The following is a 12,008-nucleotide window of genomic DNA, read 5'->3' as shown; positions in this document are numbered from 1 at the left end:
AGGCAACACCTCTGGGCGACCAGGCGGTGGCGGCCACAACCAGCAGCATCGTGGTGGCAACCAGGGGCAAGGCCACGGCGGCGGCGGTCGCCAAGGTGCCAGCGCTTCGCGTCAGGCACCAACCAGCGCAGGCGGCACCAGCAAATCCCAGCAAAACGGCCAAAATCAGGATCTGCGCGCGCCCCGTCGATCTGAAGCGGCCAATAGTGGCCCCGTCTCGTCGCCACCTCCACGTAGAGTGCGCGGCTGACACAGCCGCAGCGAATCAAAGGCGCCCATAAAAAAACCCGGCTTAGCCGGGTTTTTTCTTTCTTGCCGACTCACGCCAGTCAAAGACCGGCCTAATCAGCAAAATGAATTACTTCGAAGCAGCTTCAGAAGCGGCAGCAGCCTTCTTGGCAGCCTTGGCCTTGTGAGCCTTCTTGGCCTTCTTGGCTGGAGCGGAAGCAGCAGCTTCAGCAGCAGGAGCAGCGGTTTCAGCGGCGAAAGCGCCAATAGCGAACATCGAGGCGATCAGAGCGGCGATCAGCTTTTTCATGAAAAAACTCCAGAAATATGAATGTGGTTTGGTTTCAGGCCAACTCACTGTCCGGCCTGTGAGATGTCAACGCACCCCTTTTTGATTCGGTTGACACGCTGCACAAATTTTTTTGAAATTATTCGAAGGCGCGCTCACGCATCCATTTTGTGGCCACCCATTTCTCACCTTCTCGCACCGGCGCACCACCGTGCAAGGTCTTGGTTGAAGGATGCGGCAATCCGTATGCAAAAAATACAGCCTGACCAGCAAGGGCATGAACATCGACCCCGGCATCCGGGAATGTGGTGGCGCCACCGGAGTCTGGCGTGTTGAGGTACATCACAACTGTCCCCACGCGCTGACCGCCGCGCTTCAAAATGGGCGCCGTCCCCGGTTGATTCGGATCGAAGTAATCGAAATGAGGTTTGTATTGCGCGCCTGGGGCGTAACGCAGCACCTGGATGCCTTCACCATTTTCAACCGGCCAGTGCACAAGCGCGGCAATGCGAGCTTCGATACGCTGGCATAGCTCGTTTTCGCCACGACCGAAAAACATACCCTGGCTGGTACGCACATCATTGACTTCACTGTCGCCTGTCGCGTGCACCACAGTCTGGGAGCGTGTCATGCGAGGCTGCGCCAAAGCTTTGAGTTGCTCGCACTCATCCAAGGACAGGAAATCACCAAACACGACGACCCGAGGATGGCGGATCTGAACCAGCACATTCACGTATTTGTCGTGCGCCCAGACACGGGATACGCCGTCGTTCAGCACTTCCGGCACCTTCTGTGCGACGACTTGGGTCTCGCCGACATGCGCCACCATCACCTCCTCCAGCGCGTCAAGGGCGACATGCTCTTCCCAGCCGCTGGCCTTCATCGCCTCAAGGACCGAATCGGCAGTGTGTCCGGCTTGAGCCTGCTGGAGAATCCATTGGCGGAGTTCCGGGGTGATCAACTGCTCGCTCATGCATGCTCCAGTGAGGTGCCTGTCAGATCAGGCTGGTGACGTACGCCGAAATACCAGACGGTCGGGTGACGAAACGGTGGCGTCATAGGCATAGCCCTCGGCGTCAAAATCCAGCAAATCAGCAGGCTTGCGAGCACGCTTCAGAATGGCGTGACGCGCCATCAAGCCTCGCGCGCGTTTGGCGTGAAAGCTGATGATCTTCCAACCTGCGCCCTTCCAATCCTCGAAAACACACTCGACGACGCGGGCTTTCAAGGCCTTGCGTTTGACGGACTTGAAATACTCCTGCGAGGCCAGGTTGATGATGACATCGTCACCTTGCTTCTTCAACTGGGCGTCCAGATGGTTGGCAAGCGTGTCGCCCCACCATGCATACAAGTCCTTCCCACGGGGATTCTGCAATTTGGTGCCCATCTCCAGTCGATAGGGTTGCATCCAGTCCAAGGGGCGCAGCACGCCGTAAAGGCCACTGAGAATGCCCACATGCGATTGCGCCCAATCCAGATCAGCCTGATCAAGACTGGCTGCGTTCAGCCCCTCGTACACGTCGCCATTGAACGCGAGGATGGCCTGCTTGCTGTTCTTGGCCGTGAACCTGGGACGCCAGGCGGCATAGCGCGCCACGTTGAGGGTAGACAGCGCATCGCTGAGGTCCATCAGCGATGCGATCTGTGCCGGCGTATAAGGCTTGAGCACCTCGATCAGCCCCGCAGAGTCGCTCACAAACTGCGGCAGCGTGTGTTTGTCGGTGGTCGGCGCGGTGTCGTAGTCCAGGCTTTTGGCAGGAGACAGCAATATCAACATGTGGGAGATGACAGTTCAGCAGAGAGCGTCAGGGGGACAACCCGACTGAAACCTGCAAGGGCGAAGGATCTCATTCAATTTGAGGCCACCTATTTTCTCATCATAGATTCCTGTGCCGCGAGACAAAGGGATTCAAGCAGGACTTGCGCAACACTCTTAAAATCGGCGGTTTACAACACTGCCCTGCTGCAGCGCTTGCTGCGGCCACTGACCATGGCGATCTATCGCATCAAAGACAAGGTTCCCCAGGTTCACCCCAGTGCCTTTGTGGCCGAATCAGCTGACGTGATTGGCAGCGTGACCTTGTCCGAAGGCACCAGCGTCTGGTCTCATGTGACCTTGCGGGGTGACAACGAGCCCATCGTGATTGGTGCACGCTCCAACGTGCAGGAGTCGTCCGTGCTGCATACCGACATCGGTTTCGGCCTGACGATCGGCGAGGATGTGACCGTCGGCCATCAGGCCATGCTGCATGGTTGCACCGTGGGCGATGGCTCGCTCATCGGCATCCAGGCTGTGGTGCTCAATGGCGCCGTGATTGGCAAGAACTGCCTGGTCGCGGCGGGCGCCCTGGTGACGGAAGGCAAGGTCTTTGAAGATGGCATGTTGATCATGGGCTCGCCTGCCAAGGCTGTGCGCCCCCTGACTGACGGCGACCTGGCCCGCATGCACATTGGCACAGCCATGTACGTGGCCAAGTCCGCTGAATACAAAACCGATCTGGTGCGCGTTGATGTGCCAGCCCAAGATTGAATGACACGCCATGAGCGAATTGCACAAGTTTCTGTTTGAAGGCCTGCCGGTGCGCGGCATGCTGGTCCGCCTGACCGATGGCTGGCAGGAGGCCTTGCGCCGCCGCGAATCGGCCGGGGCTTTTGATGCGCCCTTGCGCCAGTTGCTGGGTGAAATGACCGCCGCCGGTGTGCTCATGCAAGGCAACATCAAGTTCAATGGTGCCGTGGTCATGCAGATTTTTGGCGAGGGTCCTGTGAAGCTGGCCGTCACGGAAGTCCAGTCCGACCTGAGTTTTCGCAGCACGGCCAAGGTTGTGGGCGAGTTGCCCGCCACCGACAACGGCCACTTGCCATTGGAGGTCATGGTCAACGTGAACGGTAAAGGCCGTTGCGCCATCACCTTGGATCCCAAGGATCGCTTGCCGGGTCAGCAACCCTATCAGGGCGTGGTGTCACTGCATGATGAGAAGGGCCCGCTGCACAACTTGAGCTCCGTGCTGGAGCAGTACATGGCAAGTTCGGAGCAGCTGGATACCAAGATCATTCTGGCTGCCAATGACCAAATAGCGGCAGGCCTGCTGATCCAGCGCGTGCCGGTCGAGGGCAAGGCCAATCTGGAAGGGGCGACATCTGACGTCGATGCCATTGAGATGGACGAGCACTACAACCGCATCTCGCACCTGGCGTCTACCTTGAAACAGGAAGAACTGCTGACCCTGGATGCCGAAACGATCCTGCGCCGACTGTTCTGGGAAGAAGATGTGCGTTACTTCGAGCCCCAGCAAGGTGCTTCCGGCCCTCGTTTTGCCTGCACCTGCTCACGCGAGCGTGTGGCGGACATGCTGCGCAGCCTTGGGCAGGAGGAAATCGACTCCATCGTGGCAGAACAAGGACAAGTTGAAATTGGCTGCGACTTCTGCGGCCAGCACTACCATTTCGACCCAGTGGATGCGGCCGAGTTGTTCAACAACAGCGCCGACACGCCACCCAGTTCATCGACCTTGCAGTGATGATCAGGCGGATGTCAGGCCATCGTCTGACATCACCTGATTCAACGGTCGATCAAACTGCCAGGGGTAGTCCGCAAGGAGTTGCCCCCAATCCTGATTGAGTGTGGCTTGGCGCACATCACCGCCTGTGGCAATGGTCTGATGCTGGTCGGCCATCGCAGGCAAAGGCGACACCAGCTTCAGACGCTGCCCCGTCAAGGGCTGCACCAGGTTGAGCGACAAGGCATGCAACCATAAGCGTTGCTGCCCCAGTTGCTGGGCCCACCAACGGTTGTGCGCACCTTTGCCATGTGTGGCATCACCGATGATGGGATGTGCCATGTGCTTGAGGTGCCGGCGTATCTGATGCCTGCGCCCGGTATGAGGCCAGGCTTGCATCAGCGCCACGCGGGTGGACGGATAGCGGTCTACCGGCACGTCAAGCTGCAAGGTGGCGAGCCGCCGAAAGTCCGTCACGGCTGGCTGAGCCAAAGCATCTGCCGGTGCATCGTCCGGCTTCAGCGCATGGTCTATGTGGGCAGACAACGCGGGCCAGCCACGCACCATGGCGAGGTAGTGCTTGTGCACACGATGTGTCTCAAACGCTTCGCACAAGGCACGCGCTGCTTCGCTGTGAAGCGCCATGATCAACACGCCAGAGGTACCCTTGTCCAGCCTGTGGACCGGGAACACATGGCGCCCAAGTTGATCCCGCAGCGTCTGCATCACGAAACGCGTTTCGTGCGCATCCAGCCCGGTACGGTGCACGAGCCAGCCTGCGGGCTTGTGCACGGCAACCATGTCATCGTCCAGCCAAAGAATGCGCAAGGACGCACTTGTCTCGCTCATCAGGCTTTCCCTGAGCGAGGCAGCCAGTGCTGCTCGCATTCGCCGTCATCGCAGTTGTCGCAAAACCAGCGCCAGCGAGGTGCACCCGCTTGACGCTGCTGGCGCGCCGGCGCATCCAACAGATGATCGATCACGGACAAGGCGTGATTGACTCGCGCGATGCCATGCCCTGCGACCACGTTGTAGCTCAAGCCCGCACCTTGCAAGGCCGCGCGAACGAGGCCATCCACAGGCTCACGCGCGTGCTCGCCGTCACGTACAAAGCCATCGGCGGCCCAGGCCAGATCCATGGACATCAGCAGGGTTGCATCACACGGAGCATGGGCTTTCAGGGCAGACGCGTACAAGCTGCGATCACCAAAGATGTAGTCGCTGTAGACGGCAATCATCAAAGCGCTGGTGTCTGCCAGCACGACTTGATGGCTGGCCCGGGCTTGCTCTATGAGTCTGGTTTGCTCTGCGGCGATATCCGCTTGCTCATGTTGCTGTGGCGTACGGCCATGATGCTCGCAAAACAGGCGCAAGGCTTCCGGCACCATGACCGCATCGACGCCTCGTGACGACATGACTCTTGCCAACTCGATGGCCAGTGTGCTTTTGCCCGTGCTTTCCGCACCCAGCAAAGTAATCACCCGCCCAGCGTTCATGTCAGGCCCGATCCAACGAGACCGTAAGCGAGCACGCCTTGCGCAGCCACACGCGCCAGCCCAACACTGACAAAACAGCGAAGAGGCCATAGAGCAACACAGTCAGCCACAACTGTTTATAGGCAAACAGGCCCATGCTGATCAGGTTGACCAGCAACCAGCAAGGCCAGTTGTCCACGAACTTGCGCGCCAGCAACCACTGCCCCATCACACTGCCCGCCGTCGGCAAGGCGTCAAGATAAGGCACATCCGAGTCGGTCACATGCGTCAGCAAGGCGCCCAGCGCAGGCCACATCAGCAAGGTGACACCAGCTGCCATCCATCGCGCTCTGATCGACAAGGCTCGCACACGCAAGGCTTGATCGTCTGCGCCCTTGCCCGCCAACCACTGCCACCAGCCCCAGACAGACATCACAACGAACAGAAGTTGCAAGGATGCCTCACCATACAGCTTGCTACGGGCAAACAACAGGCCATACAGGATGGAGCTGATGATGGCCAGCGGCCACCCCCACGCATTGACCTTGAGGTTGAGCCCCACCATCAGCAAGGACAAGATGAAGGCCCAGCATTCGAGTTGACTGACCGGCACGCCCCACGCAGTAAAAAGTGGCGCGAGCCAGGGGTCAACCCAGGCCAGCGATGTGGCCAAGCCGTCCAAACCAGGCAGCATCACTCAGGGCGCCGACGCGACGGGCTGCGCAGGCATGATCTGAGGCAGCTTGGTGGTCAGTTGCACGTAGATTTCATCTGGCTTGACCATGCCCAGTTCGGTGCGAGCTTTTTCCTCGACCATCTCCAGCCCCTCCTGCAGATCGCGGACTTCAGCAGAGAGTTGCTCGTTGCGGGCCTGCGCATCCACATTGGCGCGTTGCTGAGTTTGCACTTGCGCACGCAGCGCCATGACACGCGGCACGCCGCCCTTGCCAAACCAGAGTTCGGCTTGAACGACGGCCAACAAAGCCAGCAGGAAGACGGTTGCCATGCGCATAGGCTCGAATTTATCAAACAAAAAGGCCCCGAAGGGCCTTTCTGAATCAAACCAGCGATGAAGTGATCAACGCAGGTTGTAGAAAGCGCTGCGGCCAGGGTACACAGCCACGTTGCCCAGGTCTTCTTCGATGCGCAGGAGCTGGTTGTACTTGCTCATGCGGTCGGAGCGACTCATCGAACCGGTCTTGATCTGACCAGCGTTCAGGCCCACGGCGATGTCGGAGATCGTGTTGTCTTCGGTTTCGCCCGAGCGGTGCGAGATCACGGCGGTGTAGCCAGCGCGCTTGGCCATTTCGATGGCAGCAAACGTTTCGGTCAGCGTGCCGATCTGGTTGATCTTGATGAGGATGGAGTTGGCGATGTCCTTCTCGATGCCTTCCTTCAGGATCTTGGTGTTGGTCACGAACAGGTCGTCACCCACCAATTGAACCTTCTTGCCCAGACGCTCGGTCAGGTGCTTCCAGCCAGCCCAGTCGCCTTCGCCCATGGCATCTTCGATCGAGATGATGGGGTACTTGTCGCACCAGGTGGCCAGCATGTCGGTCCACTGCTCGGCGGTCAGGCTCAGGCCTTCGCCTTCGAGGTGGTACTTGCCGTCCTTGAAGAACTCGGAAGCGGCGCAGTCCAGGCCCAGCATGATCTGGTCGCCAGCGGTGTAGCCGGCGGCTTCGATGGCTTGCAGGATCAGCTGGATGGCTTCTTCGTGGCTGGCCACGGAAGGCGCGAAACCGCCTTCGTCGCCCACGGCGGTGCTGATGTGCTTGTCGTGCAGGATCTTCTTCAGAGCGTGGAAGACTTCGGCGCCGTAACGCAGGGCTTCACGGAAGGTCGGTGCGCCCACGGGCAGGATCATGAACTCCTGGATGTCCAGGTTGTTGTTGGCGTGTGCGCCGCCGTTGATGACGTTCATCATCGGGACAGGCAACTGCACGGCACCCATGCCACCGAAGTAGCGGTACAGGGGCAGACCAGCTTCTTCAGCAGCGGCGCGGGCCACGGCCATCGACACGGCCAGCATGGCGTTGGCACCCAGGCGGCCCTTGTTCTCGGTACCGTCGAGGTCGATCAGGGTCTTGTCCAGGAAGGCTTGTTCGGAAGCATCCAGGCCCAGCACGGCTTCGGCGATTTCGGTGTTGATGTGCTCAACGGCCTTCAGAACGCCCTTGCCCAGGTAACGCGACTTGTCGCCGTCACGCAGTTCGATGGCTTCGCGCGAACCGGTCGATGCTCCAGAAGGCACAGCGGCGCGGCCCATGACGCCGCTTTCCAGCAGGACGTCGCATTCGACGGTGGGGTTGCCGCGGCTGTCGATCACTTCGCGGCCGATGATGTCAACGATGGCGCTCATCTGGGTTTCCTCAGGAAGAAAATTGGAAGATAAGAAAAAACGAAAACGAAAGATTGTGGGGCCCGCATCGGACCCGCGGCATCAGGAGAAGTTCGACTCCAGGAAGCCGTTTTTCTTGGTGATGCGGTCCAGCTCGACCAGGGTTTCGAGCAGAGCCTTCATGTGCTTGAGCGGCACGGCGTTAGGGCCGTCGCTGAGCGCGCAGGCGGGGTCCGGGTGGGTCTCCATGAACAGGCCCGAGATGCCCACGGCCACGGCTGCACGAGACAGCACAGGCACGAACTCGCGCTGGCCGCCCGAAGACGTGCCCTGCCCGCCAGGCAATTGCACCGAGTGGGTGGCATCGAACACCACAGGGGCACCCGTCTCGCGCATGATGGCCAGCGAGCGCATGTCGGACACGAGGTTGTTGTAGCCGAAGCTCACGCCGCGCTCGCATGCCGTGAAGTTGTCTTCGTTCAGGCCCTTTTCGCGCGCTGCGGCACGGGCCTTGTCGATGACGTTCTTCATGTCGCCAGGCGCCAGGAACTGGCCCTTCTTGATGTTCACTGGCTTGCCGCATTGGGCGACCGCGTGGATGAAGTCGGTCTGGCGGCACAGGAAGGCCGGCGTCTGCAGCATGTCGACCACCGAAGCCACCACGGGGATCTCGGCTTCCGTGTGCACGTCCGTCAGGATGGGCACGTTCAGCTCACGCTTGACCTTGGCCAGGATCTCCAGGCCCTTCTCCATGCCCGGGCCACGGAAGGACGTACCGCTGGAACGGTTGGCCTTGTCGTAGCTGGACTTGAAGATGAAGGGGATGCCCAAGGCAGAGGTGATCTCCTTGAGCGTACCGGCCGTGTCCATCTGCAACTGCTCGGACTCGACCACGCAAGGGCCGGCGATCAGGAAGAAGGGATGGTTCAGGCCGACGTCGAATCCGCAGAGCTTCATGGAATGCTTCCTCAGCGCCTTGTTCAGGCTTTCTTGTTGGCAGCGGCTTGATGGTCAAGCGCAGCCTTGATGTAGCCGGTGAACAGCGGGTGGCCGCCCCACGGGGTCGACTTGAACTCGGGGTGGAACTGCACGCCGACGTACCAAGGGTGAACCGACTTGGGCAGCTCGACCATTTCGGTGAGCTTCTCGCTTTGCGTGATGGCCGAGATCACCAGGCCAGCTTCCTGCAGGCGATCGAGGTAACGCTCGTTGGCTTCGTAGCGATGGCGATGGCGCTCGGTCACGATCGGGCCGTAGATGTCATGCGCGATGGTGCCAGGCTTGACGTCAGAGCTTTGCGCGCCCAGGCGCATCGTGCCGCCCAGGTTGGACGAAGCATCGCGCTTTTGCACGGTGCCATCGGCATCCAGCCACTCGTCGATCAAGGCGATCACGGGGTGCGGCGTGTTGGGCTCGAACTCGGTGGAGTTGGCGTCCGTCAGGCCGGCCTTGTGGCGTGCGTATTCGATCGTGGCCACCTGCATACCCAGGCAGATGCCCAGGTAAGGAATGCCGTTTTCACGGGCGAACTGAGCCGCGCAGATTTTGCCTTCCACACCGCGCTTGCCGAAGCCGCCGGGCACCAGGATGGCGTCGAACTGCTTGAGTTGCGACACGGTTTCAGGCGTCAGCGTTTCGGAGTCCACATACTCGATGTTGACGCGAGCATGGTTGTGGATACCGGCGTGGCGCAGCGCCTCGTTGAGCGACTTGTACGAATCCGACAGATCGGTGTACTTGCCGCACATGGCGATGGTGACGGTCTTCTTGGGGTTCTCGACCTCGTAAACCAGGTTGTCCCAGCGCGACAGATCGGCGGGCTTGGTCTGCAGTTGCAGCTTGCCGCAGATCAGGTCGTCCAGATGCTGCTCGTGCAGCATGCGGGGCACCTTGTAGATGGTGTCGGCATCCCACACCGAGATCACACCGGACTCGGGCACGTTGGTGAACAGCGAGATCTTTTCGCGTTCATCATTGGGAATGGCGCGGTCAGCACGGCACAGCAGCGCATCGGGCTGGATACCGATTTCGCGCAGCTTCTGCACCGTGTGCTGAGTTGGCTTGGTCTTGAGCTCGCCTGCGGCCGCGATGAAGGGCACGTAGGTCAGGTGCACGAAAGCGGCATTGGTCGGGCCGGCCTTCAGGCACAGCTGGCGAGCCGCTTCCATGAAAGGCAGCGATTCGATGTCACCCACGGTGCCGCCGATTTCGACGATGGCCACGTCAACCGCATCGGGCGTACCGACGCCAGCGCCACGGCGCACGTAATCCTGGATCTCGTTGGTGATGTGGGGGATGACCTGCACGGTCTTGCCCAGGTAGTCACCACGGCGTTCTTTTTCCAGAACGCTCTTGTAGATCTGGCCAGTGGTGAAGTTGTTGGCCTTCTTCATCCGCGTGGTGATGAAGCGCTCGTAGTGGCCCAGGTCGAGGTCGGTTTCAGCGCCGTCGTCGGTCACGAAGACCTCGCCGTGCTGGAAGGGCGACATCGTGCCAGGATCGACGTTGATGTACGGATCCAGCTTGATCAGGGTAACTTTGAGGCCACGAGATTCGAGAATGGCGGCCAGTGACGCAGCGGCGATGCCCTTGCCTAGCGAGGACACCACACCGCCCGTGACGAAGACAAACTTGGTCATTTTGCGCAAAAGCGCCGGCCTTGAGGGCGGGCGCTGCGGTGGTAAAGCGGCATTATAGGGGCTCCGCAAGGGTTTGAACCGTGGATTGCGCCACATCAACCCCCTTGATACTGATGGCCGGTTAACCCATAGCAGTCTTCTATACTGCGCGGCTTTTGCGTCCCGGCATTTTTCCGCATCGCGCCGCCACCACCCCGGACCCGGCCATTCATGACCAACAATATCTATACGGGGCGCCCCTCCGCGCTCACCAACGTCGACCCTGCCCTTTTTGACCAGATCGAAAAGGAAATCGACGACATCAAGCAGCGTTACCGCGCCAAGCTGGGCCCCAAGGATATCGCTTATATCAAGGGACTTCGCCGCAATTCACGCATTTTCGAGATGATTGGCCGTGGATTGCTGTGGGTGAGTCCCGAACCGATCACCTTCTCGCTGGGTGTGTTCTTCACCTTTTTGCACCGCAACATCGAAGCCATCGAAATCGGCCACAACGTGTTGCACGGGCAGTATGACTACTTCCCCGAGATCCCGCAGTTCCACGCGCACAACTTCAAATGGAAGGCGCCCGTGGACGAGGAAGGCTGGCGCCGCGAGCACAACGGACTGCACCATGTGCACACCAATGTGTTCGAGATGGACCCGGACCTGAATCACGGCATCCTGCGCACCAACGACCTGACACCCTGGAACAAACGCCACCTCTTCCAGGTGCCGGTTTACCTGTTCGGCGCCTACCCGACGATGCTCTATCAGTTCAACGCCCAGAACCTGGGCTTCGGGCAGAAGTTCCGCGAGCGAGCCTTCCCAGAGGGCAACAAGGGCTACGCCATGGTGGACACGGCAGGCGAGTCGGACGAGGCCCTGGCCAAGCGCAACAGCCGCTCGATCTGGCGCGTTCTGACCAAAGAGTACGTGGTGTTCCCGCTGCTGGCCGCCGCTACAGGCTTTTCTGGCCTGAAGGTGCTGCTGGGCAATGCGCTGGCTGACGTGATCAACAACTATTGGGTCAGCATGACGATCCAGGCCACGCACTTCACGGAGCCGTTGCAATCGGCCGATGCGCTCAAGCACAAGGGCCACTGGTACCTGTCACAACTGGAGTCTTCGGTGAACTTCAAGGGCAGCCGCCGCATGAGCATCCTGTGGGGCCACCTGAACTACCAGATCGAGCACCACCTGTTCCCGGACATCCCCTCGCACCACTACCCGGACATGGCCAAGGAAGTCAAAGCCGTGTGCGCCAAGTACGGTGTCGACTACAAGTGCAACCCGACCTGGGGCCGTGCCATCCGAAACTACGTGTCGGTGATGTGGAAGCACTCCTTCCCACCCGCCGCGCAGACGCAGCAGCACCCCGCAGGAACCGGCCATGCTTGAGGCGATGCTGTCCCGCCTGAACCGCTGGGCCCTCAAGCACATTGGCCGCGACTGGCTGGACTATGTCGCCAGCAACACCATGACGGACTTCAACCGTCGCTGGAACGACTTCATCTGGACCTACGATCTGCAGGCCATTGTGGTGGGCATCAAGGA

13 protein-coding genes are annotated in these 12,008 nt (G+C 60.1%); 3 read left to right on the top strand and 10 right to left on the bottom strand.

Going from position 1 to position 12,008, the window contains the following annotated elements:
• Positions 1-358 precede the first annotated feature (358 nt).
• The 3 genes from EPO09_RS11265 to yaaA all read right to left on the bottom strand — a co-directional run bounded on the left by EPO09_RS11265 (position 359) and on the right by yaaA (position 2,294).
• Positions 359-538, bottom strand: a complete 180-nt coding sequence (locus EPO09_RS11265; RefSeq protein WP_290643109.1) for a hypothetical protein — start codon at positions 536-538, stop codon at positions 359-361.
• A gap of 118 nt (positions 539-656) precedes the next feature.
• The gene (locus EPO09_RS11260; RefSeq protein ID WP_290643107.1) at positions 657-1,490 is read right to left on the bottom strand and encodes a 2OG-Fe(II) oxygenase; all 834 of its coding nucleotides are present in this window, start codon (positions 1,488-1,490) and stop codon (positions 657-659) included.
• Positions 1,491-1,517: 27 nt separating this feature from the next.
• The gene (yaaA, locus tag EPO09_RS11255) at positions 1,518-2,294 is read right to left on the bottom strand and encodes a peroxide stress protein YaaA (RefSeq protein WP_290643105.1); all 777 of its coding nucleotides are present in this window, start codon (positions 2,292-2,294) and stop codon (positions 1,518-1,520) included.
• 213 nt (positions 2,295-2,507) lie between these two features.
• Here yaaA and EPO09_RS11250 point away from each other — a divergent pair, with 213 nt between their 5' ends.
• Together EPO09_RS11250 and EPO09_RS11245 are read left to right on the top strand one after the other, a co-directional pair.
• Positions 2,508-3,047 (top strand): gamma carbonic anhydrase family protein, encoded by a 540-nt coding sequence (locus EPO09_RS11250; protein WP_290643103.1) that lies wholly within the window; start codon positions 2,508-2,510, stop codon positions 3,045-3,047.
• Between the two features lie 10 nt (positions 3,048-3,057).
• Positions 3,058-4,038, top strand: coding sequence for an Hsp33 family molecular chaperone HslO (locus EPO09_RS11245; RefSeq protein ID WP_290643101.1), 981 nt, complete (start codon positions 3,058-3,060; stop codon positions 4,036-4,038).
• 3 nt (positions 4,039-4,041) lie between these two features.
• Here the strand turns inward: EPO09_RS11245 and EPO09_RS11240 are convergent, their stop codons facing one another.
• The 7 genes from EPO09_RS11240 to EPO09_RS11210 all read right to left on the bottom strand — a co-directional run bounded on the left by EPO09_RS11240 (position 4,042) and on the right by EPO09_RS11210 (position 10,472).
• Entirely contained in the window at positions 4,042-4,866 is an 825-nt protein-coding gene (locus EPO09_RS11240) for a pseudouridine synthase (RefSeq protein ID WP_290643099.1), read from the bottom strand.
• Positions 4,866-5,513 (bottom strand): ATP-binding protein, encoded by a 648-nt coding sequence (locus EPO09_RS11235; protein ID WP_290643097.1) that lies wholly within the window; start codon positions 5,511-5,513, stop codon positions 4,866-4,868. The genes EPO09_RS11240 and EPO09_RS11235 overlap by 1 nt, the downstream gene beginning before the upstream one ends.
• A 1-nt stretch (position 5,514) precedes the next feature.
• The gene (pnuC, locus tag EPO09_RS11230) at positions 5,515-6,186 is read right to left on the bottom strand and encodes a nicotinamide riboside transporter PnuC (protein WP_290643095.1); all 672 of its coding nucleotides are present in this window, start codon (positions 6,184-6,186) and stop codon (positions 5,515-5,517) included.
• 3 nt (positions 6,187-6,189) lie between these two features.
• Positions 6,190-6,504, bottom strand: coding sequence for a cell division protein FtsB (gene ftsB / locus EPO09_RS11225; RefSeq protein ID WP_290643093.1), 315 nt, complete (start codon positions 6,502-6,504; stop codon positions 6,190-6,192).
• 66 nt (positions 6,505-6,570) lie between these two features.
• Entirely contained in the window at positions 6,571-7,854 is a 1,284-nt protein-coding gene (eno, locus tag EPO09_RS11220; RefSeq protein WP_290643092.1) for a phosphopyruvate hydratase, read from the bottom strand.
• Positions 7,855-7,935: 81 nt separating this feature from the next.
• Positions 7,936-8,790 (bottom strand): 3-deoxy-8-phosphooctulonate synthase, encoded by an 855-nt coding sequence (gene kdsA, locus EPO09_RS11215; RefSeq protein ID WP_290643090.1) that lies wholly within the window; start codon positions 8,788-8,790, stop codon positions 7,936-7,938.
• Positions 8,791-8,813: 23 nt separating this feature from the next.
• Positions 8,814-10,472, bottom strand: a complete 1,659-nt coding sequence (locus EPO09_RS11210; protein ID WP_290643088.1) for a CTP synthase — start codon at positions 10,470-10,472, stop codon at positions 8,814-8,816.
• A 210-nt stretch (positions 10,473-10,682) separates the two neighbouring features.
• Here EPO09_RS11210 and EPO09_RS11205 point away from each other — a divergent pair, with 210 nt between their 5' ends.
• On the top strand, positions 10,683-11,852 hold the full coding sequence (locus tag EPO09_RS11205; RefSeq protein ID WP_290643087.1) for an acyl-CoA desaturase: 1,170 nt from the start codon (positions 10,683-10,685) through the stop codon (positions 11,850-11,852).
• Positions 11,853-12,008: the final 156 nt, after the last annotated feature.

This window comes from Aquabacterium sp. (assembly GCF_004297345.1).
Lineage (GTDB): Bacteria > Pseudomonadota > Gammaproteobacteria > Burkholderiales > Burkholderiaceae_C > Aquabacterium.
The sequence above is the reverse complement of the archived record's forward strand: the minus strand, read 5'-3'. Positions and strand labels throughout refer to the sequence as shown.

What these genes read in the sequence shown, in the direction of transcription:
- EPO09_RS11250 (WP_290643103.1), top strand. Translation starts at nt 2,508, where the DNA reads ATGGCGATCTATCGCATCAAAGACAAGGTTCCCCAGGTTCACCCCAGT.
- ftsB (WP_290643093.1), bottom strand. Translation starts at nt 6,504, where the DNA reads ATGCGCATGGCAACCGTCTTCCTGCTGGCTTTGTTGGCCGTCGTTCAA.
- EPO09_RS11265 (WP_290643109.1), bottom strand. Translation starts at nt 538, where the DNA reads ATGAAAAAGCTGATCGCCGCTCTGATCGCCTCGATGTTCGCTATTGGC.
- EPO09_RS11240 (WP_290643099.1), bottom strand. Translation starts at nt 4,866, where the DNA reads ATGAGCGAGACAAGTGCGTCCTTGCGCATTCTTTGGCTGGACGATGAC.
- EPO09_RS11245 (WP_290643101.1), top strand. Translation starts at nt 3,058, where the DNA reads ATGAGCGAATTGCACAAGTTTCTGTTTGAAGGCCTGCCGGTGCGCGGC.
- EPO09_RS11205 (WP_290643087.1), top strand. Translation starts at nt 10,683, where the DNA reads ATGACCAACAATATCTATACGGGGCGCCCCTCCGCGCTCACCAACGTC.
- kdsA (WP_290643090.1), bottom strand. Translation starts at nt 8,790, where the DNA reads ATGAAGCTCTGCGGATTCGACGTCGGCCTGAACCATCCCTTCTTCCTG.
- eno (WP_290643092.1), bottom strand. Translation starts at nt 7,854, where the DNA reads ATGAGCGCCATCGTTGACATCATCGGCCGCGAAGTGATCGACAGCCGC.
- EPO09_RS11210 (WP_290643088.1), bottom strand. Translation starts at nt 10,472, where the DNA reads ATGACCAAGTTTGTCTTCGTCACGGGCGGTGTGGTGTCCTCGCTAGGC.
- yaaA (WP_290643105.1), bottom strand. Translation starts at nt 2,294, where the DNA reads ATGTTGATATTGCTGTCTCCTGCCAAAAGCCTGGACTACGACACCGCG.
- EPO09_RS11260 (WP_290643107.1), bottom strand. Translation starts at nt 1,490, where the DNA reads ATGAGCGAGCAGTTGATCACCCCGGAACTCCGCCAATGGATTCTCCAG.
- EPO09_RS11235 (WP_290643097.1), bottom strand. Translation starts at nt 5,513, where the DNA reads ATGAACGCTGGGCGGGTGATTACTTTGCTGGGTGCGGAAAGCACGGGC.
- pnuC (WP_290643095.1), bottom strand. Translation starts at nt 6,186, where the DNA reads ATGCTGCCTGGTTTGGACGGCTTGGCCACATCGCTGGCCTGGGTTGAC.